Source organism: Variovorax sp. HW608 (assembly GCF_900090195.1).
GTDB lineage: Bacteria > Pseudomonadota > Gammaproteobacteria > Burkholderiales > Burkholderiaceae_C > Variovorax.
The window spans coordinates 7525919-7548638 of sequence record NZ_LT607803.1 but is presented as its reverse complement, the minus strand read 5'-3'; the positions used below and the strand labels follow the sequence as shown (position 1 = coordinate 7548638).

Genomic DNA, 22720 nt, shown 5'->3' with positions numbered 1-22720 from the left:
CAATGTAAATCCCGCGCACCGCTCCGAGGCGTCGCGGAAATGGCGAAAATAGCGACAACTTTTCCTCGCTTTCATGGCAAAACGAACCATTTTGAGTTACCCCGACGCTCGCCTGCACACGGTGGCCAAACCGGTGCAGGGCGTCGATGCGCGCATCAAGACGCTGGTCGCCGACATGCTCGAGACCATGTACGACGCCAACGGCATCGGGCTCGCCGCCACGCAGATCGACGTGCATGAGCGGCTGGTCGTGATCGACGTGTCCGAGGAACGCAACCAGCCCCTGGTGCTCATCAATCCCGAGATCGTCTGGGCGAGCGACGAAAGGGTCGTCAACGAAGAAGGCTGCCTGTCGGTGCCGGGCATCTACGACGGCGTGGAGCGCGCCACCGCCGTGCGCGTGACGGCGCTCGACGCGGACGGCGAACCGCAGGACCTCGAGGCCGAGGGCCTGCTCGCGGTCTGCATCCAGCATGAACTCGATCACCTGCTGGGCAAGGTCTTCGTCGAATACCTGTCGCCGCTGAAGCGCAACCGCATCAAGAGCAAGCTGCTCAAGCAGCAGCGCGCAGAACAGAAGACCGATCAACGCGAAGGACGTAGCTGATCATGAAGCGTGCGTGGCTCGCGGCCGTTGTCGTGGCGTCCGTCCTGGTGGGTTGTGCCAGCGAGCCGACGCGACTGCCGCTCGGCACCACGCGCGACCAGGCGCTTTCGCAGCTCGGCAGGCCGACGGCGACCTATCCGCTGCAGGGCGGTGGCGAGCGGCTCCAGTACTCACGCGCGCCGATGGGCTTCGAGGTCACGAATATCGACGTCGATGCGAGCGGCCACGTGGCGTCCATCCGGCAGGAACTCTTCGAGGGCCTTTTCGACAGCACCATCAAGCCCGGCGTCTGGCGCGTCGAAGACGTGCTGCGCACCTACGGCCGCCCGTATGAGATCACCCGCGTGACCTCCTTCAGCGGCGATGTCTGGACCTGGCGCTACAAGGCCATCAATGCGCGCCGGCTGCTCTATATCTATGTGGGGCCGGACGGGGTGGTGGACCACTATCACACGGGCGACGATCTGACCGTCTTTCTGATCAACCGGTGAGCGCGATGAAAGTTGCGTTCGCGGGCACGCCCGAATTCGCCCGCGTCGCGCTGGAAGCGATCGCCGCGGCCGGCCACGAGATCGTCCTCACGCTGACCCAGCCCGACCGCCCGGCGGGCCGCGGGATGAAGCTGCAGGCTTCGCCGGTCAAGCAGTTCGCGGTGTCGCGCGGCTGGCCGGTGATCCAGCCTCGGAGCCTGCGGCTCGATGGCAAGTACCCCGGCGACGCCGAAACCGCGCGTGGTGCGATCGCGGATTCGAAGGCCGACGTCATGGTCGTGGCCGCCTACGGCCTGATCCTTCCGCAGTGGGTGCTCGATGCCCCGCGGCTTGGCTGCCTCAACATCCACGCGAGCCTGCTGCCGCGATGGCGCGGCGCCGCGCCGATCCACCGCGCGATCGAAGCCGGCGACGCCGAGACCGGCATCACCATCATGCAGATGGACGCCGGCCTCGACACCGGCGACATGCTGCTGCGCGAAGCGATGCCGGTCGGCGACGACAGCACCGCGCGCCTGCACGACCGGCTCGCGGCGCTCGGCGGCCGCATGATCGCCCTGGCGCTCGAGCAGGCGCAGGCCGGCGCGCTCCACGCCGTTGCGCAGCCCGCCGAGGGCGTGACCTACGCGCACAAGGTCGAGAAGGCCGAGGCGAACGTGGACTGGTCGCAGGACGCCGCCGCGATCGTGCGCCGCATCCGCGCCTTCGATCCGTTCCCCGGTGCGAGCAGCACGCTCGACGGCGAGACCATCAAGCTCTGGGCCGCGCAGAACGGCGGCGAGGCGCCCTCCGAAGCGCCCGGCACCGTGCTCGCCGTCGGTCCGGCCGGCATTGCCGTCGCGGCCAAGGGATCGGTCGTCGTCGTCTCCGAACTCCAGCGCGCAGGCGGCAAGCGCCTGCCGGTGGCCGATTTCCTGCGAGGCTTCGACGTGAAGCCGGGACAGGTCTTCGGCTGATGTTCCTCTCGCCATCGATCCGCCGCCAACCGGAATTTCGCGAAGGCATTCGCGACATGTCGCCGATCGCGCTCGGCATCGGCGCATGGGGGCTCATGACCGGCGTCGCGATGCTCAAGTCGGGCATGAGCGTGGTCGAGGCCGTCGCGATGACCCTGCTGGTCTACGCCGGCAGCTCGCAGCTCGCGTCCATCCCGCTCTTGATCGCCGGCGCGCCGGCCTGGGTGATCCTGGCGACCGGCTTCTGCGTCAACCTGCGCTTCGTGGTCTTCAGCCTGCATCTGCGGCCGTATCTCATGCACATGCCGCGCTGGCGCCGCATGACGCACGGCTATCTCACGGCCGACATGAGCTACGCGATGTTCACGCGCAGGTACGCCCGTGCGCCCGAGACCGAGGCCGAGAGGCGCGCGCAGGAGGCCTACCTCACCGGCAACTACTGCGTGACCTGGTGCGCATGGATCGGCCTGAGCCTGCTCGGCATCTTGCTGGCGAACATGATCCCGCCGAGCTGGGGCCTCGGCTTCGCGGGCGTGCTGAGCCTGGTGGCGATCGTCTGTTCGATGGCGAGCACGCGCCTGCGCGTGCTCGCGGTGGCGATCGCCGGCGCGACCGCGGTCGCGGCCTATGCGCTGCCGCTCAAGCTCAACATCGTCGCGGGCATCGGCGTCGCGGTGCTGCTGTGCTTCTGGCTCGAGCGGCAGTTCGAGCTCGATCCCGACGCGGAGGACGATAAATGAGCCTCGCCAGTGGGCAAACCGATGTCTGGACGCTGGCGGTCATCGTCGGCCTCGCGGGCGTCACGGTGCTGACGCGCTGCTTCTTCTTCATCCTCGACCGGCCGTGGGGCCTGCCGGACTGGGCGCATCGCGCCCTGCACTACGCGCCGGCCGCCGCGCTGGCGGCCGTGGTGATTCCCGAAGTCGTCATGACGCAGGGCCATCTCACGGCGACCCTGCAGGATGCGCGCCTCTACGGCGCGGTGGCCGGGGTCGCCTACTACTTCTGGCGCGGCGGCGTGCTCGGGACGATGCTCGCGGGCATGGCGGTCTACCTGCCGCTGCACCTGGGCCTGGGCTGGTAGGGCGCGCCCGGGCCTGGGCGGGTGTTCAGACGATCAGCGCGGCGGCTGGGACCGACTCGCGCCCGAAGCCGCCTGTCAACCCGCTTGATTGCCGGCGCCGCAAGGGGTCGTACGCCTTGCCGTATCCAGCCACGGGTCTGTGGCGTCGCGCCGTCACAGCAGGCTGACGCGATCGCCCAAGCCGCAGAAAACGTATCGATCGCCGAACACCTCGTTCAGCGCGGCAAATGCGGGCTCGCCGGTGCAGTGGCCCGGCGCGATGCGTTGTAGGTGCCAGTCGTCACGCAGGGCGTATGAGACGCGGCGGATTTCTGGCTCGGCCGTGAGCAGGAGATGCAAGCCGCCGAACAAGCCGGCCAAGCGCCTGTCGATCACGCTTGCGACGCGCAGGATGTTCTCGATGCCGGGATGGGAGCAACCGACAACGATGATCAGCCCCTGGGATGTGCTCAGGGCGAGCGACAGTTCACGCAATTCGCGCGTGCCAGGCATGTCGGAAACGACGGGAATCAGGTGCACACCTGGCGCGATCTCGGTCAACTCCTTTGTCCAGACGAATTTCGCGTCAGGCCAGGGACTGCCGTGCCGGATCGTTTCCGGTGGCTCGCCGTTGTAGTAGCGCATGTAGTTCGGCAGGGTGTGACAACGCGGATAGAAGAGGCCGGGCAGACAGGAGCCGAACACTCCGTAGGTCTCCTCCGGCGTGTATATCGTTAGCGTGGGGTGAGCTTGCAGCAGATGGTTGAGCCCGCTGGTGTGATCACCATGGCGATGCGAAATCACAGCGAAATCGAGCGCTCGAAGGTCGATGCCGAGTGCATCGACGTTGTGTGCGAAGACTCGCGCGTTGTTGCCGGTGTCGAACAGGATCCGCAGCCCGCCGAATTCAATCAACGCAGCGAATCCCCAATCCTGGCGGAGCGAAGAAGGCTTGCCGAAGGAATCGTGCAGGATGGTGATGTGACCGGGCTTCGACGCATCCAGTGCCATGCCGCTCTCCTGATGTCTGCCCGCCACCGGGCGTCCTGCGATGACCGACATCATCAATCCGGGGGACGCGCTGCGCAAGGTGAGGCTTCAGGAACCTGCATGGGAGCGGACGGCCGTGGAAGTCTGCAAGTGGCCGATCTGCGAAGTTCTACGTTCCGTTTTCTCCTTCGCCTCGCCTTCCGAGGGCCCGATCGGCAAGGGGATCTTGGCTAACCTTTGCCTTCATACTGCGACGGCGTCACGCCAGCGCGCGCGAGGAACTCGCGTACATGCATGAGACCGCTCGCGTCAAGCACATTGCTGTGGTGCGGCCGGTGCAGTATGCCCTCCATGCGATTGAGCTTCACGCGGACTCTTGCGCCCGAGATCGGCTCCAGCGATGCACCGACGTGCTTCAGCAAGGATTCGATGTCGCGCCAATGTATGTTGCCACTTGGCGGGTCGTGAAAGATCGTGCGAAGGAGGTTTGCGGCGCGGCGATTCATCGAGTTCTCACAGGACGCAGTGGGACACAAACTCCTCCGAGGCTCGTAGCGAGGCCAATCCGTTTCGGCGATCAACCTGCAATCGCCGCGAGAGCTTTCGCGCCGTCGTGAAAGACGGGCCAGCCATCGCCCACGAGGACAGTTTCGATCTGCGGATACTCGTTGACGATTCGCTTCACCGAGGCAACGGCACGAGTGCGGTCTGCGAGCTTGGCGTCAGGCAACAGATTGAGTGTGCCTCCCACATGACCGCGTATGAGGTCACCGGTGACGAGCGTCGTCTTCTCCAGCACGAGCGCGAGTTCGCCGGGAGTCTTGCTCCCTTGCATTTCGAGCACGCGCAGGCCAGGTGCCGGTTCGTCACCTTCACCGAGCCAGTGGGTGCATGGCAACGGGAAACTGTCACGTTCGGCCCTCGGTCCATACAACGTGGCGCGGAATTGCTGCGCAAGGCTCTGCGCGCCTCGGACATGGTCGGAATTCGTGACGACGATCAGCGTCGCGCCGCCCAAGCTTTCGAGATGCGCGCGATCGTGTTCACTCATCGGCAATGGATCGATGAGGACATTGCCGCCGGATCTGACCCACGCCACGCTGCAGAAGTCGATGTTTCGGCTTTCATCGAAGCACGACCAGGCGAAGAGATCAGGACGGTGTAAGCGTTTCATGGCCTGTAGGGCGAGGTGACACGCCCTCAAGAACCGATGTTACGCGCAGCGAGCGCGGCCAACCACCAGATGCCGCACGTTGAACATGGTGACCGTCCGCTCAGCGACACAAGGTTGAGTGTCGCGTTGTGGCCGGGTGCGGAAGTCCAGGTCACATGAGGCCGTGTGGTTGGCGGGCTTCCAAACAAGATCGCGCCCTTTTTCGACGCGACGCGCACAGTGTGGCAGTGCTAATCGAGCTGCACCCCGGCCGTCTTGATGATCTGGCCCCAGCGCTCGTTCTCGGACCGCGCGAGCTTGTAGAAGTCCGGCGGCGTGCCGGGCAGCGCCTCGAAGCCGAACTCGGCGAAGAGCTTGACCACCTTCGGCGCTTGCATGGCCTTGTTGAGTTCGCTGTTCAGGCGCGCGACCGCATCCTTGGGCATGCCCGCCGGGCCGATCAGGCCGTGGAAGGCGTAGGCGTTGACGTCCTTGAAGCCCAGTTCGGCGAAGGTCGGCACCTCAGGCAGTGCCGCGGCCCGCTGCGGCAGCGCGATCGCCAGCACGCGGACCTTGCCGGCCTTGATCGCCTGCAGGCCCGAGGCGAGGTCCAGCATCATCGTGGGCACCTGTCCGCCCATCACGTCGGTCATTGCCGGCGCGGCGCCCTTGTACGGCACGTGCTGGATGTCGATGCCGGCCTTCTGCTTGAAGAGCTCCATCGCCATGTGGTGCGGCGAGCCGTTGCCCGGCGACGCGTAGCTCACCTTCTGCGGATGCGCCTTCACGTAGCCCACGAACTCCGCGACCGTCTTCGCCGGGAAGTCCGGATGCACCACCAACGCGACCGGGAAGCGGCCGATGGCGCCGATGTAGGTGAAGTCCGAGGCGGGCTTGTACGGCAGCTTGGCGAACATGTGCTCGTTGAAGAGCAGCGCCGCGTTCTCGGCCTGCATGATGGTGTAGCCGTCGGGCTTGGCCTGCATCATCACCTGCACGCCGATGTTGGTCGATGCGCCGGGCCGGTTGTCGATCACGATCGGCTGGCCGAGCGAAGGCTGCATGGCGTCGGCGAGTGCCCGCGCGAGGTTGTCGGTGCCGCCGCCGGCCGCGTAGGGAACGATCCAGCGCACCGGCTGGGCAGGATAGCTGGACTGGGCCGGCGCATGGCTGGCCAGCGTGATCGCGAGGCCGGCGGCCAGCAGTTGCAGAAGTCGTCGCATCAAGGTTGTCTCCATTTGAAGGTTGTCGATATCAGCCGCGCAGGATCTGCCAGAGCTCGCGGTCGCGCTCGGCAGTCCAGATCACGGGGTGTTCGATGCCGCGCAGTTCGTCATAGGCGCGCGACACGTCGAAGGGCAGCACATGCTGGAAGACCGGCCATTCGCCGAAGCGCGGCTTCATCGCCTGCTCGGCGCGCTCGAAGCAGCCGCGCAGGCTGTCGCCCGTCGCGATGCCGGCGCGTACGCTGTCGAGCAAGGTCGAGAGGAAGGCCTGGGTGAGCTGGATCGCCTCGGCGCAGTTGGCTTCGCCCTGGAGCACGGCGCCGCGGCCGGGCACCAGCACGCGCGGGCGGAGCGCCGCGACCGCATCGAGCGTGCCCGCCCAATCCTGGATGTAGGCATCGCCGGCATAGACGCCGCAGCGGTTCTCGACCACGTCGCCCGAGAAGAGCACGCCGCAGTCCGGCAGCCATGCGACGGTGTCGCCGCCCGAATGGCCGCGGCCGAGGCACATCAGGCGCACTTCGCGCTGGCCGAGCCAGAGGCTCATCTCGCGCTCGAAGCTCATCGTCGGTTCGGTGAGGCCGGGGATCTCCTCGACGCCGGCGAAGAGACGCGGAAAGCGTCCGACCTCCGAATCGAAATCGGCCTGTCCGCGCTCGCGCACCCAGTCCAGCGTGCCCTTGCTCGCGATGATCGCCTCCACCTCGCCGAAGGCGCTCGCGCCCATCACGCGCACGGCGTGGTAGTGGGTGAGCACGATGAACTTGATCGGCTTGTCCGTGACCTTGCGGATGTCGGCGAGGAAGTCGCGCGCCATGCGCGGCGTGGGCCGGGTGTCGATCAGCACCACGTACTCGTCGCCGACGATGAAGCCGCAGTTGGGATCGAAGTCGCTGATATAGCCGTAGACGTCGGGCGCGAGTTCGCACAGCTGCGGCTTCTGCTCGCGGGTGTCGGCGGCAGAAGCGAAGGAGACGGATTTGCTCATGTGGGATGGCGTGGGTTGTCTGTCGTGGGGGTGTTGCCGCTTTCGCGGGCGGCGGCGATGCAGTCCAGCAGCACTTGCTGGTCGCCGCACTGGTTGGCCAGCAGCAGCACGAGGCGGGCGTTGTAGTCGGCGCTCTGGGCTTCGGTGAGGCCTTCGTGCGCGGCGATCCAGGCCGCGTAGAAGCCGTCGGGGTCGGGGATGTGGGGCTCGGTGATCATGGTCTTCGGAGTCAGCGATGTGCGAGCGCGGTGTGGAGCGCGGCGGCGATCGATGCGGGCGTCGGGTCGTTCAGCAGCGCGCCACGATAGGCGTCTGGCCGCACGATGCAGAGGCTGCCGGGCGTTGCAGCGCCGAGATGCCGGGCCAGCACGTCATCAGGCTGCAGCGTGGGCAGGCCGCTGTCGCCGCCGACCGCGACGAGCCGCAGCGGCAACGAGGCCTCGAGGGCCGATGCGTCATTCGCCTGCGCGCGCGTCGGCGCGAACCAGAGGCCGAGGCATTGCGTGCCGTCGGCCAGCAGGGCCGCGATCGTGGTCGGCGTTCCGCCCTGCCATCGCAGCGGAATGTTCTGCACCGTCTTCGCGCCGGCCGGCAGATGCGTGGCCGCGGGATAGTCGTTGGCGACCGACATGCGGCCCGTGTTGACCAGCGCCCGCGCGAAGGGATGGCGCTGCGCGAGTGCGACGACCGCGCGGCGGATCGTGTGCTCGGCCGGCGACCGCGGCGCGAGAAAGCGCGCCGAGCGGCTGGTGACGCGCAGGTTCTCCACCGCGGCGGGGCGGCGCTCCGCGTCGTAGGTGTCGAGCAGCGCATCGCCCGCAAGCCCTTGCGTGACGAGCGCGAGCTTCCATCCGAGATTCGCCGCATCCTGGATGCCGCTGTTGCCGCCGCGCGCGCCGAAGGGACTCACGACGTGCGCCGAATCGCCGATGAAGAGGATCCGGCCGTGGCGGAAGTTGTCGAGCAGGTGGTCGCGGTAGCCGTACGGGCCGATCCACACGAACTCGAATTCCACGCCGGGCCCGAGCTGCTCGCGCAGTCGTGCGCCGGCCACTTCGGGCTTGCTGATGTGCGCGGTGTCGCAGTCCTCCGGCATCTGGTAGTCGATGCGCCAGACGCCGTCGCCCATCAGGTGCTGCCACACGGCGCGGCCTTCGTTGAAGGGCGCATCGACCCAGGTCCAGCGCTCGGTCGGCAGCGGCTTCTTGAAGCGCACATCGGTGATGCACCAGCGGTCGGTGCTGCGCGAAGGATGCGCCTCGATGCCGAGCTGCGTGCGGATCGGGCTGTTCGCGCCGGTCGCGTCGACGAGGTGGTCGGCCTCGATGGTGTAGCTGCCGGCCGGCGTCTCCACCGCGATGCGAACCCCATCGGCGAGCGGCGTCACCTGCGTCACGCGATTCTTCCAGCGCAGCTCGGTCAGGCCGAGTTCGTGGATGCGGTCGACCAGGAACCACTCGATGTAGAACTGCTGCAGGTTGATGAAGGGCGGCTGCGCCGAGACGCTGTCGGTCTTCAGGTTGAAGTTGTAGACCTCCTTGTCATCCGAGAAGGTGCGGCCGAAGGACCAGGTGATGCCCTTTTCGACGATGCGCTCGTAGATGCCGAGGCGCGCGAAGATCTCCAGGCTCTTCTGCGCATAGCAGATGCCGCGCGACGAGGCGCCGCGCACGCCGACCGTGTCGTCCTCGTCGAGCAGCACCGCGCGCACGCCGCGGCTCGCGAGGTCACAGGCCAATGTGAGGCCGGCAGGGCCGGCGCCGACGATCACGATCGGGTGGCGCACGACCGCGGCGCTTGCGAGTTCAGGCGGCGGCACGAACGGCCAGCTAGGCAGTTCGTACGCAGGAGCGAAGGTGTAGGTTTCCATCGGGGTCTGCGATGTGTTCACAGGGCGTGCGCCCATTCGGCGATGGCATCCGCGGCGCGCGGCACGAGCTCCGGTTGTCCCGCGAGGTAGTGGTTGCCGCCGACGATGTCGACGTTGCGGATGCGATCGCCGCCGGCCGCCATCCATGCGTCGCGCGTGCTCGGGAAGGTGGACTGGTCGGCGGTGTAGGTCAGGAGCAGCTTCGGGCAGGTGGTGCGCGCGAGGTTCGTCGGCCCGTCGGCCTGCGAGCGCGAGGACCACTGCGACAGGAAGGCCGTCAGCGAGCTCGTGCGGCCCATCGCGTTGCACGAGTAGTTCACCTGCCGCGCATCGCCCCAGACGCTGCCCGGCGCGCGATCGTTGGCGTCGAGCGAGAGGTCCACGCAGCGCGGATCGGCATGCGTGCGGTAGACGATGAAAGCCTGGTCGCGCGGCGCCCCGGGCGTGCTGCGAAGCTGGCAGAGGCGCTCCAGCGCCCAGTGCTCGATGCGGTCGAGCCGCGCCTTCTGCGCCGCGCTGAAGCGGGCGAGGAAGTCGGCGTCGTAGGGCACGCGATGGCGAGAGTCGTACATGTCGAGCTCGGGGTCGACCGAGAGCGGATCGTGCTCGTCGGTCAGCGAAGGATCGATCCAGTCGCGCATCAGCCGCGTGCGCCCGAGGTGCGCGGCGCACAGCGCGATGCCGTCCACCGGCGGCAGGTCGTCGGGATGCAGATGCGTCGGATCGCCGTCCGCGAAGTGGTGCGCCGTGAGCTGCTCGGCCTGTGCCTGGTAGAAGCTCGCGAGCGCCGCGCCGCCCGAGTTGCCGATCAGCACGACCTTCTCGTAGCCCATCGCGCGCAGGTGCTTCACGCCGGCGCCGAGGTCCTGGATCGCGCGCTCCATCAGCAGCACCGTGTCGTTGCCCATGTAGCGCGAGTTCAGGCCCATGCAGCAGATGCCGCGCTCGGCCAGCGGGCCGATCAGGTAGTGGCCCATGAAGTTGCTCGTGGGGTGCATCACGATCGCGGCGAGCTTCTTCGGGCCGGCCGGTGCGCGGTACGCGCCATAGATGCGCGGGCGCAGCATCTGCAGGCCCGACTGGCTTTCGAGCGCGGCGCCGGGCTTGATGTCGATGACCGCGAGTTGCAGTTCAGCCATGCGCCGCCTTTCGCAGCGCGGCCTTGCGCTCGGTCCAGGCGTCGAGCGCGGCGCGGGCCTTGAGTGCGTGGGCGTCCATCTCGGACTTCGGCACCGTGGGCGTGGTGAGTTCGAGCCGGATGCCGTTCGGGTCGAAGAAGTAGATCGACTCGATGATGTGATGGTCTGTCGGCCCGAGCACTTCGACGCCCGCCGTTTCGAGCCGCGACTTGGCCGCCATCAGATCTTCGACCGAATCGACGCGCAGCGCGATGTGGTTGACCCATGCGGGCGTGTTGGGCGAAGGCAGCGCCGCCGCGTCGTCGCCGAGATCGAAGAAGGCGATGTACGAGCCGTCGCGCATCTGGAAGAAGATGTGCACGTAGGGGCAGTACTCGCCGGTGCTCGGCACATGATCGCTCTTGATCACGTGCGCGAGCGGCAGGCCCAGCAGGTCTTCGTAGAAGCGGCGGGTTTCCTCGCTGTCGCGGCAGCGCCAGGCGAAGTGGTGAAGGCCCTGCACAGGCACGGGCGGCGCGGCGATTGCAGTCTCGTCGGGCATGGTTGTCTCCATCGGGGGCTCGATGGGGTGGATTGGGCCGCGCTTCTTCTTATGATTCAATCGAAATAAATTCATCGATTGATGAAGCAATGCCATGAATCTCACCTTGCGCCAGTTGCGCGCCTTCGCCGCCGTCGCGGAAGCCGGCAGCTTCACCGCCGCGGCCGCGAGCCTGCATCTCACGCAATCGGCGCTCAGCGTGCTGGTGCGCGAGCTGGAGCGCGAGATGGGCGTGCAACTCTTCGACCGCCATACGCGCCGCGTGCAGCTCTCCGAAGCGGGACGCGAGTTCCAGCCCCCGGTGCAGCGGCTGCTGGCCGACCTCGCGGGTGCGGTGGCCGGCGTGACCGACCTGCGCGACAAGAAGAAGGGCGTGCTGCGGCTCGCCGCGCCGCAGCTCATGGCCTGCACCCTGATGCCGCGCGTGATCGCGGCGTATCGCGAGCGCTATCCCGACATCGACGTTCGGCTCGCGGACACGCTGCCGGAGCATCTCTTGAGCGGCGTGCTCTCGGGCGAGGTGGAGTTGGCGGTGGGGCAGGACGTGGCGGTCGACGCGGCGATCGAGCGGCGCACGCTCTTTCGCGACCGGCACTGGCTGATCTGCCCGCCGGGCCATCCCTTCGCGCGCCGCCGCACGGTGCGCTGGCGCGAGCTGGAGCCCTACACCTTCATCGCGCCGACCCGCGACTTCCGTCAGCGCGTGCTGCCCGAACTCGAACCCGCCGCGCGCGATTTTCTGCTGCGGCCGTCAACGCAGGAGGTCTCGTACATGACCACCGCGCTGGGCATGGTCGCCTCGGGGCTGGGGCTCACGGTCTGCCCGACCTATTCGGCTTCGCTGGTGCGGGCGCATGGCCTGCAGATGGTGCGGCTCGACCAGCCGGACTTCCATCGCGAAGTCTGCGTGTACGGCGCATCGAAGCGCTCGCTTTCGCCGGCGGCGGCCAGCTTCGTCGAACTGCTGGAGGGGTTCGTGCGCAAGCCGGGTCTGGCGGGCTGAAACCTACAATGTGCGCTGCCGCCCGCCGGGGCGCCCTCACCCGCATTCATTCCGCCGACATCCCATGAAGATTCTTCGATTCACCGACCTCTGTGCGCAAGGCAAAGCCACCGGCCAGCGCGTGTTCATCCGGGCCGACCTCAACGTGCCGCAGGACGATGCGGGCAACATCACCGAGGACACGCGCATCCGCGCCTCGGTGCCGTGCATCCGCCTTGCTCTTGAATCGGGTGCTGCGGTCATGGTGACCTCGCACCTCGGCCGTCCGACCGAAGGCCAGTTCAAGCCCGAGGATTCGCTGGCCCCGGTCGCCAAGCGGCTCGGCGAGCTGCTCGGCCGCGAAGTGCCGCTGGTCTCCAACTGGGTCGATGGCGTGCAGGTGCAGCCGGGGCAGGTCGTGCTGCTCGAGAACTGCCGCCTCAACAAGGGCGAGAAAAAGAACGACGAGGCGCTTTCGCGCAAGCTCGCGGCGCTGACCGACATCTACGTCAACGACGCCTTCGGCACCGCGCACCGCGCCGAAGCCACCACCTACGGCATCGCCCAGTTCGCGAAGATCGCCTCTGCCGGTCCGCTGCTGGCGGCCGAGATCGATGCGATCACCAAGGCACTGGCCCAGCCCAGGCGTCCGCTGGTCGCGATCGTCGCGGGTTCGAAGGTCAGCACCAAGCTCACCATCCTGAAGAGCCTGGCCGACAAGGTCGACCAGCTCATCGTCGGTGGCGGCATCGCCAACACCTTCATGCTGGCTTCGGGCCTCAGGATCGGCAAGTCGCTGGCCGAGCCCGACCTGATCGACGAAGCCAAGGCCGTGATCGAAGCCATGGGGGCGCGCGGCGCGGGCGTGCCGATTCCGGTCGACGTCGTGACGGCGAAGACCTTTGCGGCCGATGCCGCCGCGACGACCAAGGCGGCCCAGGACGTGGCCGACGACGACCTGATCCTCGACATCGGCCCGAAGACCGCCGAGCTGCTGGCCGCCCAGCTGCGTGAAGCGGGCACCATCGTCTGGAACGGCCCGGTCGGCGTGTTCGAGTTCGATGCGTTCGCCAACGGCACGAAGGTGATCGCCCAGGCGATCGCCGAGAGCAAGGCCTTCTCGATCGCCGGCGGCGGCGACACGCTGGCCGCGATCGCCAAGTACGGCATCGAGGACAAGGTGGGCTACATCTCGACTGGCGGCGGCGCGTTCCTGGAGGTGCTGGAAGGCAAGAAGCTGCCCGCCTTCGAGATCCTCGAAAAGCGGGCCGCTTAAGGCCCTGGCGGCCGGCGGAAAAAGTGTATACAGTTCGGAATACACCAACGGAGACCTGAATGAGCACGCCCCGCCTTCCCCGCCACGCCACCAAGATCGTCGCGACGCTTGGGCCGGCTTCGAGCAGGCTCGACCTGCTGGAGCAGATGATCGCGCACAAGGTCAGCGTCGTGCGGCTGAATTTCAGCCACGGCACCGCGCAGGACCACATCGACCGCGCGGCGATGGTGCGTGAGGCCGCACGCCGCAGCGGGCGCGAGGTCGCGATCATGGCCGACCTGCAGGGGCCGAAGATCCGGGTCGGCAAGTTCGCCGAGGGCAAGGTCTGGCTGGAGCCGGGCGCGAAGTTCGTTCTCGACGCCTCGCGCACCGAACCTGGCGACGTCAATGAAGTCGGGCTCGACTACAAGGACCTGCCGCGCGACGTGAAGGCCGGCGATGCGCTGCTCTTGAACGACGGGCTCATCGTGCTGGACGTGACCGCGGTCAAGGGCGATGCGGTGCACACCATCGTGCGGCTCGGCGGCGAGCTCTCCAACAACAAGGGCATCAACAAGCAGGGCGGCGGCCTGACGGCGCCGGCGCTCACGGCCAAGGACATGGAGGACATCAGGACCGCCATGAGCTTCCAGGCCGACTACGTGGCGGTGAGCTTCCCGAAGAACGCGACCGACATGGAAATGGCGCGGCAGCTGTGCAATGTCGCGGCGGCCGAGTTCGGCCACAAGCCGGGGATGATCGCCAAGATCGAGCGCGCCGAAGCGATCCCGAAGCTGGAGGAGATCCTGCGCGCGAGCGACGGCATCATGGTCGCGCGCGGCGACCTCGCGGTCGAAGTCGGCAATGCGGCCGTTCCGGCGCTGCAGAAGAAGATGATCCGCATGGCGCGCGAGATGGACAAGGTCGTGATCACCGCCACGCAGATGATGGAGTCGATGATCACCAACCCGGTGCCGACCCGCGCCGAGGTGAGCGACGTGGCCAACGCTGTGCTGGACGGCACCGATGCCGTGATGCTGTCCGCCGAGACCGCTTCCGGCCGCTATCCGCTCGAGACCGTGCAGGAGATGAGCAAGATCTGCGAAGCCGCCGAGGCGGCGGAAGACCCGCAGCTCGACGCCGATTTCAGCGGCCAGAACTACAGCCGCATCGACCAGTCGATCGCGATGGGGGCGCTCTTCACTGCGCATCATCTCGGCGCGAAGGCGATCGTGGCGCTGACCGAATCCGGCTCGACCCCGCTCTGGATGAGCCGCCACCGCGCCCACATCCCCATGTACGCGCTGACTTCGCGCCTGTCGACGCAGCGCAAGATGGCGCTCTACCGCAACGTGCGGCCGCTCCTGATGGATTCCGAAAGCGACCGCGACACCGCGTTGATGCAGGCCGAGGCGCACCTCAAGAAGCGTGGCATCGTGCAGACCGGCGACGTGTACGCCATCACTTGCGGCGAGCCGATGGGCGCACCCGGCGGCACCAACATGCTCAAAATCTGCAGAGTCACTTGACTCGTCCCGAGGTGCACGGGGGCGTGGGGCCTTCAGGTCGTCAGGAGAGGGGGTCGTAGAATCGACCCAGTTTTCCCGTTTCCACCCTAGATTCCCGCGAGGTATTCCCATGGCACTCGTCTCGATGCGCGAACTGCTCGACCACGCCGCCGCGAACGGCTACGGCATTCCGGCTTTCAACGTCAACAACCTCGAACAGGTGCAGGCCGTGATGGAAGCGGCCAAGGAAACCGGCGCCCCGGTCATTCTCCAAGCCAGCGCCGGCGCCCGCAAATATGCCGGCGAATCCTTCATCAAGTACCTGATCCAGGCCGCGATCGAGGCCTATCCGCAGATCCCGCTGGTGATGCACCAGGACCACGGCCAGAGCCCCGACGTGTGCCGCGGCGCGATCGACCTCGGCTTCAGCTCGGTGATGATGGACGGCTCGCTCGAATCCGACGGCAAGACCATCGCCAGCTACGACTACAACGTCGACGTCAGCAAGAAGGTCGTCGAGATGGCGCACAAGGTCGGGGTCACCGTCGAAGGCGAACTCGGCTGCCTCGGCTCGCTCGAGACCATGCGCGGAGACAAGGAAGACGGCCACGGCACCGACGCGACCATGACGCGCGACCAGCTCCTGACCGACCCCGAGCAGGCCGCCGACTTCGTCAAGAAGACGCAGATCGACGCGCTGGCCATCGCCATCGGCACCAGCCACGGCGCTTACAAGTTCACCCGCAAGCCCACCGGCGACATCCTCGCGATCGACCGCATCAAGGAAATCCACCGCCGCATCCCCAACACCCACCTCGTGATGCACGGCTCGTCGAGCGTGCCGCAGGAGCTGCTGGCGATCATCCGCCAGTACGGCGGCAACATGAAGGAAACCTACGGCGTGCCGGTCGAGGAGATCCAGGAAGCCATCAAGCACGGCGTGCGCAAGATCAACATCGACACCGACATCCGCCTCGCGATGACCGGTGCGGTGCGCAAGTTCCTGGCCGAGAACCCCGAGAAGTTCGATGCCCGCGAGTGGCTCAAGCCGGCGCGCGAAGCCGCCAAGCAGATCTGCAAGCAGCGCTACATCGAGTTCGGCTGCGAAGGCCAGGCCGGCAAGATCAAGGGCGACACGCTGCAGGTCGTGGCGGCCAAGTACGCCAAGGGCGAACTCGCGCAGGAAGTCGTCTGAGCCTTTTGCCCTGACGCACAAGCCACCTTCATGGTGGCTTTTTTCTGCCTGTTCCACCTCCGCGGTGGCTTTTTTCTGCCGGTTGCCGCGCGCACAATCTCCCGACCTCCCTGTCCGTCCCGCACAGCTTTTTCCGCCATGACCACCGTCCACACCTCTTCCATCCAGAGCCTTCCGCTGCTCGCGCGCGGCAAGGTGCGCGACAACTATGCGGTCGGCAACGACCGCATCCTGATGGTCGCGAGCGACCGCCTTTCCGCCTTCGACGTGATCATGGGCGAGCCGATCCCGGGCAAGGGCGAGATCCTCACGAAGATGGCGCTCTGGTGGTTCGACCGCCTGGGCCACCTGTGCCCCAACCACCTGACCGGCGAGGCGCCGGAAAGCGTCGTGAAGCCCGAGGAGGTGCCCCAGGTCAAGGACCGCTCGATGCTGGTCAAGCGGCTCAAGCCGATTCCGGTCGAGGCGGTGGTGCGCGGCTACCTCGCGGGCAGCGGCTGGAAGGAATACCAGGACAGCCGCTCCGTCTGCGGCGTGCCGCTGCCGGAAGGCCTCACCAATGCCAGCAAGCTGCCGCGGCCGATCTTCACGCCGGCGGCCAAGGCGGCGGCGGGCGAGCATGACGAGAACATCAGCTACGACAAGGTGGTCGAGATCGTCGGCCCGGCGCTGGCCCAGCAGATCCGCGACACCAGCCTCGCGATCTACGAGGCGGCGGCCGGGATCGCCCTGTCGAAGGGCATGATCATCGCCGACACCAAGTTCGAGTTCGGCCTGGACGAGGCCGGCACGCTGGTGCTGATGGACGAGGTGCTCACGCCCGACAGCTCGCGCTACTGGCCGGTCGAGGGCTACGAAGAGGCGCTCGCCGCCGGCGCCAATCCGCCGAGCTACGACAAGCAGTTCGTGCGCGACTGGCTCGAAGCGGTGCGCATCAACGGCAAGCCCTGGGACAAGACCCCGCCCGCGCCGCGCCTGCCGGCCGAGGTGGTCGCGAAGACCGCGGCCAAGTACCGCGAGGCACTGGACCGCCTCACCCATTGAGGGGTTGCGTCCCTGTGCGGGATGTGAATAAGTCACAAAGCGAGCGGCAATAGTCACATCCCGGGAAGGCCTTGCTCTTCCAAACTTTCCTCATCCCGATAGATGAGGAGCGTGACATGGAAACGGCAACCCAGTTCCAGATTCATTACGTACAGGACGCGGGCCGCACCCCCCCGTCGCCGCCGGATCCGCTCCAGCCCGGCATGCTGTCCCGCGTGCTCGACGAGATCGACCACGGCCTGCTGCTGCTGGACCTGACGGGCCGCATCCTGCACGCCAACTTCCCTGCCCGCCGGGAGCTGTCGAGCGGCCACGCGCTGCGCAGCAGCGACGGCATGCTGTGCGCCGGCCAGCCCGGCCTGCAGCCGAAGCTGCGCCAGGCGCTCAAGGATGCCGAGCGCGACTGCCGCAGCATCATCGAGCTCGATGACCCGGACGATCCGCTCTCGCTGGCCTTCATTCCGCTGGCGGCGCTGCACGGCGCCTCCACCGTCGACACGGTGCTGGTGATGTGCAGCCGCCGGCCCGGCTGCGAATCGCTCACGATGCAGATGTTCGCGCGCTCCAAGCGCCTGACGCGGGCCGAGCAGAACGTGCTGGCGCGCCTGTGCGCCGGCCACGGCGCCGAGGAGATCGCGTGCCTGGAAGGCATCTGCATGTCCACCGTGCGCACGCACATCAAGAACGTGCGGCAGAAGACCGGCAGCAACAGCATCCGCGAGGTGGTCTACCGCGTCTCGCGCATGCCGCAGATCGTGTCGGCGTTGCGGATCGCGAGCGAAGGCTGAGGAATCGCCCGCCATCCAGACATACGTATTTGCAGGCGCGGGCCGTATAGTCCGCGCATGCCGCAACCGAGTACCGCATCGCGCGCCGATCCCGCAGCCGCCGCATTGCCGCCGCATCTACAGAAGCTCGCGGCGCTGGGCGTGCACCGGCGCTATCGGACGCATAGCCTGCTGATCGAGGAAGGCGACGAGGGCAGTGCCGTCTACATCGTGCTGTCGGGGCGCCTCAGGGCTTTCGTGTCGGATTCGCGCGGACGCGAAGTGACGATGGCGCTGCACGGCCCCGGGGACTACGTGGGCGAAATGTCCCTCGACGGCGGACGCCGCTCCGCCAGCGTGCAGGCCGTGGAGCCCACCGTGTGCGCCATCGTGACGCGGGAGACGATGCTGCACCACATCGAGAAGGACCCGGAGTTCGCGATGGCGCTGATCGTGCGGCTGATCCGCCGTGCCCGGCTCGCCACCGAAAGCGCCCGCAGCATGGCGCTGCTCGACGTCTACAGCCGGCTGAAGCGCCTGATCGAGACGCGGGCGACCCTGCAGCCCGATGGCACGCGCGTCGTCGCGGAGCGGCTGACGCACCAGGCGATCGCGAGCGAGATCGGCTGTTCGCGCGAGATGGTGAGCCGGCTGATGAAGGATCTGGAGTCCGGCGGCTACCTGTCGCTGGTCCAGCGGCAGGTGGTGCTCGCGCGCGAGCTGCCGGCCCGCTGGTAGCGCGGCCCGCCGCGCCGCGCGCCGATCAGCGCGCGCTCAGGACGGCCAGCGGCCGGCCGCCCGAATCCAGCAGCGTCATGCGCGAGGGGCCCTGCAGGCGATAGCTCGTCGTGGATTGCAGCGCGGCGAAGAACTGCGCTTCGTTGGCACTGCGGGCCGGATCGGCGCAAGCCGCGCGGGTCGCGGCGAGCTGGTTCAGCTTGAGGGCGCTGCCGTTGCGCTCGAAAGTGCCCGTCACCCGGTTGCAGCCGCCCGAGCCAGTCACCCGGCCGTTGCGCCGGTCGAACTGGACCTGCGCGTCCCGCTGCGGATCGCCGCTGGGCGCGACCGGCTCTCCGCCCAGTTGCTCGAGACGCCAGACCGGCCCCTCGATCGGCTCGTCCAGGCTGATGCCGCTGCCGCATCCGGCCAGCAGCCCGGCGGCGAGCAAGGTGATGGCGGCCAAGGGCGCGGCGGTCGGGCGGGCGGCGGGACGAAAACGCATGGCCTGTCTTTCCTTCTGTAACAAAATGGATCGGCGCGCCATGGTAGTCGACGCCGCCGTCAGCTCAGGACGACGCTGCTCAGGCGTCGCCGGTAGCTTGCCACCGTCGGATCGTCGGGAGGAATCTGTCCATCGGCCACCTTGACCTTGGGGGGCTCGATGATGTCGAGGATCGCGATGTAGGTCTTGCGCGCGAGGTCCTCGTTCCAGCTCTTGTCGCGCATGAGGATGTCGAGCAGCTCGTCCATCGCATCGGTCCAGCGCTGGTCGGCCATGAGCAGGCGGGCGCGGTCGAAGCGGGCCTCGAAGTCGCGCTTGTTGGCCGCGATGCGCGCGTCGAGGTCGGCCATGGCCGGCGCGCCGCCACTGGCCGGCTTGGCGAAATCGAGGGCATCCATCCAGCGCTGGAGCGAGTCGAAGCGCCGCACCAGGGAGGTCTTGGCGATGACCGGCGCGAAGGCGACCTTGGCATCGTCCGGCCGGCCTTCCTGCAGCAGCAGCTTGACGTAGTCGAAGCGGGTGTCGTCGTTGGACGGGTCGGTCGCGACCGCGTGCTGCAGCTTCTCCAGCGCGCCTTCGGTGTCGCTTTCCGCCAGTGCGGCCTGCGCGGATTCCTCCTGCTCCTGCGCCTCGAGCTCGTCCGCGCCCGGCACGTGCTTGTCGAGGAAGGCGCGGACCTGCTCGGGCGGCAGGGCGCCGACGAAGCCGTCCACCGGCTGCCCGTCCTTGAACAGCACGCAGAACGGAATGCTGCGCACGCCGAACATCTGACTGAGCTGCTGGGAGATCTGCGGCACCTTGTCGGCGTCGAGCTTGGCGAGCGTGAAGCGGCCGGCGTATTCGACTTCGAGCTTTTCGAGCACCGGGCCGAGCTGCTTGCAGGGGCCGCACCACTCGGCCCAGATGTCCAGCAGCACCGGTTGGTTCATCGAGCCTTCGATCAGCTCGGCCTGGAAGTTTTCGAGAGTGATGTCGATCATCGCAATAGGGTGAAACGTAAAATTCGAACCATGAAGCAAGCAATTCAGGTCGGTGTGGTGATGGGCTCGAACTCCGACTGGGAGACGATGCGCAACGCCGTCGAGATTCTCCAGCAATTCGGCGTCGCCCACGAAGCGCGCGTGGTCTCGGCGCACCGCATGCCCGACGAGCTGTTCGCCTACGCCGAGAGCGCCGCCGCGCGCGGGCTCACGGCGATCATCGCGGGTGCCGGCGGCGCGGCGCACCTGCCCGGCATGCTGGCGGCCAAGACCACGGTCCCGGTGCTCGGGGTGCCGGTGGCGACCCGCTATCTGCACGGCGTGGATTCGCTCTACAGCATCGTGCAGATGCCCAAGGGCGTGCCGGTGGCCACCTTCGCCATCGGCAACGCGGGGGCGGCGAACGCGGCGCTGTTCGCGGTCGCGATGCTCGCGGTGGGCGATCCGGCATTGCGCGTCCAGCTCGACGCCTTCCGCGAGAAGCAGACCCAGGCCGCCCAGGCCATGACCCTGCCGCCGCCCGAGGCGGATCCGCTTTCGCCGTTCACGCCGCAGGGCGGGGGCGCGCTGTGACCGTCATCCTCCCGGGCGCCACGCTGGGGGTGATGGGCGGCGGCCAGCTCGGGCGCATGTTCGTGCATGCCGCCCAGCAGATGGGCTACTTCACCGCGGTGCTCGACCCGGACGCCGACAGCCCCGCCGGCCGCGTGAGCCACCACCACATCCATACCGACTACACCGACGTCGACGGACTCGCCCGCCTGGCCGGCTTGTCGGACGCGATCACCACCGAATTCGAGAACGTCCCCGCGCCCTCGCTCGAAAACCTCGCCTTCACCCGGCCGGTTTCACCCGCGGCCGATGCCGTCGCGATCGCCCAGGACCGGATCCGCGAGAAGGGCCACTTCGCGCGCTGCGGCGTCGAATGCGCGCCCTATGCGGTCATCGAGACGGCCGAGCATCTGGCGGCGGTGCCGCAGAACCTGCTGCCCGGCATCCTCAAGACCGCGCGCCTCGGCTACGACGGCAAGGGCCAGCAGCGCGTCGCCACCCGGGCCGAACTCGAAGCTGCCTGGCGCGGCATTGGCGGGGTGCCTTGCGTGCTCGAAAAGCTGCTGCCGCTCGACTTCGAATGCTCGGTGATCGTCGCCCGCGGCGAAGACGGGCAGATGGTGCACTACCCGGCCCAGCGCAACCTGCACCGCGACGGCATCCTCGCAGTCACGGAGGTCCACGCGGACGACATGCCGCAGGAGACCGCGCGGCGTGCCGTCTCGGCGGCGCGCTCGATCGCCGAGGGCCTTTCCTACGTCGGCGTGCTGTGCGTCGAATTCTTCGTGCTCGCCGACGGCAGGCTGGTCGTCAACGAAATGGCCCCGCGCCCGCACAACAGCGGCCACTGGACCATCGACGCCTGCGACGTTTCGCAGTTCGAACTGCAGGTGCGAACGCTGGCCGGGCTGCCGCTCAATCCGCCGCGCCAGCACAGTGCCGCGATCATGCTGAACCTGCTCGGCGACCTGTGGTTCGTCGACGGCGGCGAGGCGGTCGAACCGCGCTGGGCCGACGTGCTCGCGCTGCCCGGCACGCACCTGCATCTGTACGGCAAGACCGAGGCCCGCCGCGGGCGCAAGATGGGCCACCTGAACATCACGGCCGACAGCATCGATGCGGTCCGCAGCACCGCCGACTTCGCGGCCGCGGTGCTCGGCCTGCCCATTCCGCTTTCCGAGTGAGCGCGATGATTCGCGACGGCCAGTCTGCCGATGCCATCGAGGAAGCCGCGCGCGTCCTGGAAGCCGGCGGGCTGGTCGCGTTCCCGACCGAGACCGTCTACGGCCTCGGCGCCGATGCCGGCAGCGATGCCGCGGTCGCCGGCATCTTCTCGGCAAAGGGGCGGCCGAGCGACCATCCGCTGATCGTCCACGTCCCGGCGGGCGTGCAGGGCAGCGATGCGCTGTCCCGTTTCGCCCAGCCGCTGCCGCTCTTTGCCCGGAAGCTGGTGGCCGCCTTCTGGCCCGGTCCGCTGACCTTGATCGTCGCGCGCCAACCCGGCGTCGCGGCCGCCGCGGCCGGCGGGCAGGACACCATCGGCCTGCGCTGCCCGTCGCATCCGGTCGCGCAGGCGCTGCTGTCGGCGTGTGCAGAACATGGCGTGTACGGCATCGCCGCTCCGAGCGCCAACCGCTTCGGCCGCGTGAGTCCGACGACCGCGCAGCACGTGCACGACGAATTCGGCGACGGGCTCCTCGTGATCGACGGCGGACCGTGCGAGGTCGGCATCGAATCCACCATCGTCGACTGCAGCCGCGGCGTGCCGGTGCTGCTGCGCCCCGGCGCGATCACCCGTGCGCAGGTCGAGGCGGCCTGCGGCGAGGCGCTGCGCGACAAGGAAGCGCTCGCGCAGCCCGATCCGCGCGCGTCCGGCACGCTCGAAGCGCACTACGCGCCGAGCGCAAAGGTGCGGCTGATGGATGCCAAGGCGCTGCAGGCCGGCCTCGACGTGCTCGGCGCCAACGCGGCGCACATCGCGGTGTGGTCGCGTGCCGCGCTCAAGAGCCGCTCGCAGCGCGTCGTCATGCGGCGCATGCCCGACGATGCGGCGGCCACCGCGCAGCAGCTCTTTGCGGTGCTGCGCGCCTTCGATGCCGAAGGCGTCAAGCTGATCTGGGTCGAAACCCCGCCCGAGAGCCACGAGTGGGAAGGCGTGCGGGATCGCCTGCAGCGGGCGGCGGCGGCATAG

26 protein-coding genes are annotated in these 22720 nt (G+C 67.8%); 15 read left to right on the top strand and 11 right to left on the bottom strand.

Annotated elements, in window-relative coordinates; genetic code table 11:
• The first annotated feature begins 73 nt into the window (after positions 1 to 73).
• From def to VAR608DRAFT_RS35735, 5 genes are read left to right on the top strand one after another with little or no spacing between them, the layout of a single operon-like run.
• On the top strand, positions 74 to 607 hold the full coding sequence (def, locus tag VAR608DRAFT_RS35755; RefSeq protein ID WP_088958369.1) for a peptide deformylase: 534 nt from the start codon (positions 74 to 76) through the stop codon (positions 605 to 607).
• 2 nt (positions 608 to 609) lie between these two features.
• Entirely contained in the window at positions 610 to 1098 is a 489-nt protein-coding gene (locus VAR608DRAFT_RS35750; protein ID WP_088958368.1) for a hypothetical protein, read from the top strand.
• A gap of 5 nt (positions 1099 to 1103) precedes the next feature.
• A complete protein-coding gene (gene fmt / locus VAR608DRAFT_RS35745; RefSeq protein ID WP_172843945.1) occupies positions 1104 to 2054 on the top strand; it encodes a methionyl-tRNA formyltransferase in 951 nt (316 codons plus the stop codon).
• Entirely contained in the window at positions 2054 to 2794 is a 741-nt protein-coding gene (locus tag VAR608DRAFT_RS35740; protein ID WP_088958366.1) for an AzlC family ABC transporter permease, read from the top strand. Before fmt ends, VAR608DRAFT_RS35740 begins: the two co-directional genes overlap by 1 nt.
• Positions 2791 to 3138, top strand: a complete 348-nt coding sequence (locus VAR608DRAFT_RS35735; RefSeq protein ID WP_088958365.1) for an AzlD domain-containing protein — start codon at positions 2791 to 2793, stop codon at positions 3136 to 3138. The genes VAR608DRAFT_RS35740 and VAR608DRAFT_RS35735 overlap by 4 nt, the downstream gene beginning before the upstream one ends.
• A 153-nt stretch (positions 3139 to 3291) precedes the next feature.
• Here VAR608DRAFT_RS35735 and VAR608DRAFT_RS35730 read toward each other — a convergent pair whose 3' ends face one another.
• The 9 genes from VAR608DRAFT_RS35730 to VAR608DRAFT_RS35690 form a co-directional block, all read right to left on the bottom strand.
• Complete coding sequence (locus tag VAR608DRAFT_RS35730; RefSeq protein ID WP_157731197.1) at positions 3292 to 4128, bottom strand: MBL fold metallo-hydrolase; 837 nt, start codon at positions 4126 to 4128, stop codon at positions 3292 to 3294.
• A gap of 209 nt (positions 4129 to 4337) precedes the next feature.
• Positions 4338 to 4613, bottom strand: coding sequence for a type II toxin-antitoxin system HicA family toxin (locus tag VAR608DRAFT_RS35725; RefSeq protein WP_088958363.1), 276 nt, complete (start codon positions 4611 to 4613; stop codon positions 4338 to 4340).
• A 71-nt stretch (positions 4614 to 4684) separates the two neighbouring features.
• Entirely contained in the window at positions 4685 to 5281 is a 597-nt protein-coding gene (locus VAR608DRAFT_RS35720) for an MBL fold metallo-hydrolase (RefSeq protein WP_088958362.1), read from the bottom strand.
• A 230-nt stretch (positions 5282 to 5511) separates the two neighbouring features.
• Positions 5512 to 6483 (bottom strand): Bug family tripartite tricarboxylate transporter substrate binding protein, encoded by a 972-nt coding sequence (locus tag VAR608DRAFT_RS35715; RefSeq protein WP_088958361.1) that lies wholly within the window; start codon positions 6481 to 6483, stop codon positions 5512 to 5514.
• Positions 6484 to 6514: 31 nt separating this feature from the next.
• Positions 6515 to 7474 carry an MBL fold metallo-hydrolase gene (locus tag VAR608DRAFT_RS35710; RefSeq protein ID WP_088958360.1) on the bottom strand — a complete coding sequence of 320 codons (960 nt, stop codon included), beginning with the start codon at positions 7472 to 7474 and terminating at the stop codon, positions 6515 to 6517.
• Entirely contained in the window at positions 7471 to 7692 is a 222-nt protein-coding gene (locus VAR608DRAFT_RS35705; RefSeq protein ID WP_088958359.1) for a DUF2783 domain-containing protein, read from the bottom strand. Before VAR608DRAFT_RS35705 ends, VAR608DRAFT_RS35710 begins: the two co-directional genes overlap by 4 nt.
• An 11-nt stretch (positions 7693 to 7703) precedes the next feature.
• Positions 7704 to 9344, bottom strand: a complete 1641-nt coding sequence (locus tag VAR608DRAFT_RS35700) for an FAD-dependent monooxygenase (RefSeq protein WP_088959165.1) — start codon at positions 9342 to 9344, stop codon at positions 7704 to 7706.
• A 17-nt stretch (positions 9345 to 9361) separates the two neighbouring features.
• Positions 9362 to 10483, bottom strand: coding sequence for an alpha/beta hydrolase family protein (locus VAR608DRAFT_RS35695; protein ID WP_088958358.1), 1122 nt, complete (start codon positions 10481 to 10483; stop codon positions 9362 to 9364).
• On the bottom strand, positions 10476 to 11024 hold the full coding sequence (locus VAR608DRAFT_RS35690) for a VOC family protein (RefSeq protein ID WP_088959164.1): 549 nt from the start codon (positions 11022 to 11024) through the stop codon (positions 10476 to 10478). The genes VAR608DRAFT_RS35695 and VAR608DRAFT_RS35690 overlap by 8 nt, the downstream gene beginning before the upstream one ends.
• A gap of 94 nt (positions 11025 to 11118) precedes the next feature.
• On the opposite strand from VAR608DRAFT_RS35690, the gene VAR608DRAFT_RS35685 reads away from it, so the two are divergent.
• From VAR608DRAFT_RS35685 to VAR608DRAFT_RS35655, 7 genes are all read left to right on the top strand, one after another.
• Positions 11119 to 12027, top strand: a complete 909-nt coding sequence (locus VAR608DRAFT_RS35685; protein WP_088958357.1) for a LysR family transcriptional regulator — start codon at positions 11119 to 11121, stop codon at positions 12025 to 12027.
• A gap of 64 nt (positions 12028 to 12091) precedes the next feature.
• Entirely contained in the window at positions 12092 to 13282 is a 1191-nt protein-coding gene (locus VAR608DRAFT_RS35680; RefSeq protein WP_088958356.1) for a phosphoglycerate kinase, read from the top strand.
• 59 nt (positions 13283 to 13341) lie between these two features.
• Positions 13342 to 14790, top strand: a complete 1449-nt coding sequence (gene pyk / locus VAR608DRAFT_RS35675; RefSeq protein ID WP_088958355.1) for a pyruvate kinase — start codon at positions 13342 to 13344, stop codon at positions 14788 to 14790.
• A 109-nt stretch (positions 14791 to 14899) separates the two neighbouring features.
• Entirely contained in the window at positions 14900 to 15964 is a 1065-nt protein-coding gene (gene fba / locus VAR608DRAFT_RS35670; RefSeq protein ID WP_088958354.1) for a class II fructose-bisphosphate aldolase, read from the top strand.
• A gap of 138 nt (positions 15965 to 16102) precedes the next feature.
• On the top strand, positions 16103 to 17008 hold the full coding sequence (locus VAR608DRAFT_RS35665; protein WP_088958353.1) for a phosphoribosylaminoimidazolesuccinocarboxamide synthase: 906 nt from the start codon (positions 16103 to 16105) through the stop codon (positions 17006 to 17008).
• Between the two features lie 116 nt (positions 17009 to 17124).
• Positions 17125 to 17796 (top strand): helix-turn-helix transcriptional regulator, encoded by a 672-nt coding sequence (locus VAR608DRAFT_RS35660; RefSeq protein WP_088958352.1) that lies wholly within the window; start codon positions 17125 to 17127, stop codon positions 17794 to 17796.
• Positions 17797 to 17853: 57 nt separating this feature from the next.
• The gene (locus VAR608DRAFT_RS35655) at positions 17854 to 18513 is read left to right on the top strand and encodes a Crp/Fnr family transcriptional regulator (RefSeq protein WP_088958351.1); all 660 of its coding nucleotides are present in this window, start codon (positions 17854 to 17856) and stop codon (positions 18511 to 18513) included.
• Between the two features lie 25 nt (positions 18514 to 18538).
• On the opposite strand, the gene VAR608DRAFT_RS35650 is transcribed toward VAR608DRAFT_RS35655, so the two are convergent.
• Both VAR608DRAFT_RS35650 and VAR608DRAFT_RS35645 read right to left on the bottom strand, forming a co-directional pair.
• Entirely contained in the window at positions 18539 to 18997 is a 459-nt protein-coding gene (locus tag VAR608DRAFT_RS35650) for an META domain-containing protein (RefSeq protein WP_088958350.1), read from the bottom strand.
• 59 nt (positions 18998 to 19056) lie between these two features.
• Positions 19057 to 19977 (bottom strand): tetratricopeptide repeat protein, encoded by a 921-nt coding sequence (locus VAR608DRAFT_RS35645; protein WP_088958349.1) that lies wholly within the window; start codon positions 19975 to 19977, stop codon positions 19057 to 19059.
• A 30-nt stretch (positions 19978 to 20007) separates the two neighbouring features.
• On the opposite strand from VAR608DRAFT_RS35645, the gene purE reads away from it, so the two are divergent.
• Genes purE through VAR608DRAFT_RS35630 form a run of 3 tightly spaced genes read left to right on the top strand, consistent with a single transcriptional unit; the run spans position 20008 to position 22720 of the window.
• Entirely contained in the window at positions 20008 to 20550 is a 543-nt protein-coding gene (gene purE, locus VAR608DRAFT_RS35640) for a 5-(carboxyamino)imidazole ribonucleotide mutase (RefSeq protein WP_088958348.1), read from the top strand.
• Positions 20547 to 21713, top strand: coding sequence for a 5-(carboxyamino)imidazole ribonucleotide synthase (locus VAR608DRAFT_RS35635; protein WP_269458516.1), 1167 nt, complete (start codon positions 20547 to 20549; stop codon positions 21711 to 21713). The genes purE and VAR608DRAFT_RS35635 overlap by 4 nt, the downstream gene beginning before the upstream one ends.
• A 5-nt stretch (positions 21714 to 21718) precedes the next feature.
• A complete protein-coding gene (locus VAR608DRAFT_RS35630) occupies positions 21719 to 22720 on the top strand; it encodes an L-threonylcarbamoyladenylate synthase (RefSeq protein ID WP_088958346.1) in 1002 nt (333 codons plus the stop codon).